The organism is Stenotrophomonas sp. INTA L402-1 (assembly GCF_059295135.1).
Genome location: NZ_JCAFWP010000120.1, coordinates 1 through 702, shown reverse-complemented (window position 1 = coordinate 702; position 702 = coordinate 1). Strand labels below are relative to the sequence as shown.

Annotated in this window: 1 protein-coding gene; it reads right to left on the bottom strand. The window is 60.7% G+C overall.

Going from position 1 to position 702, the window contains the following annotated elements; all coding sequences use genetic code 11:
* On the bottom strand, positions 1 to 667 hold a 667-nt coding region (locus AC5O77_RS21820; RefSeq protein WP_494507181.1), incomplete at its 3' end, for a DUF927 domain-containing protein.
* Positions 668 to 702 lie beyond the last annotated feature (35 nt).

Sequence of the window (702 nt, the reverse complement as noted above, 5' to 3'; positions counted from 1 at the left end):
GGGCAGGGCGGGTGGAGATATAGGTCAGGCCGTTCTCCAGCAGAATGCGCCTCAGCTCCTCGCCGTTGCCGCTGAGCATCGCCATCGGCATGGCCCAGCGCCGCAATTGCCCGGTGGTGGTGTGCCATTCCAGCAGGCGGCCATAGCTGCCGTCATGGCTGTCGCAGGTGATGGCAGTGACGCGCAGAGGGGAACAGATGCGCTGGGGCTGGACATCGCTTTCACCGTCGCGCCGTTCGGTGAGCTTATCAAACCACAGTGCTTCTTCATCGAGGCGGAAGTGATCCGGCAGGATGTCAGAAGGTCTTTCCTGTCGCAGGCGTTCAAGCTGTCCGGTCCAGTTCTCCAGTAACTCACCGTCAGGGGTCATCAGCCGGGCCATCTGCACGCCCGCGTGCGCCAGTTTTACGGCAATTTTCAGCAGCTCTTCTTCACTGATATCGCCGGTGCGAAGTACCCGGACGTAGAGCGTGTCGGGCCTGATAATGGTCAGATTGCTCAGATCGGCCAGTTCATCCGGGCCGAGTACCATCGGGGGAACATCATCTTCCCGGTCGGGATCTTTTCGCCACACGTGTGAGGTCTCCCATGCCAGGCTTCCGGCAAGGATCACCACTTCGAGCGTGCGGTCCGGAGACTGCTTACAGAGAAAAGGGGCGCGTTTCATGACGGGGTATCAGTCGGCTCATCCCTGAGCGTGGA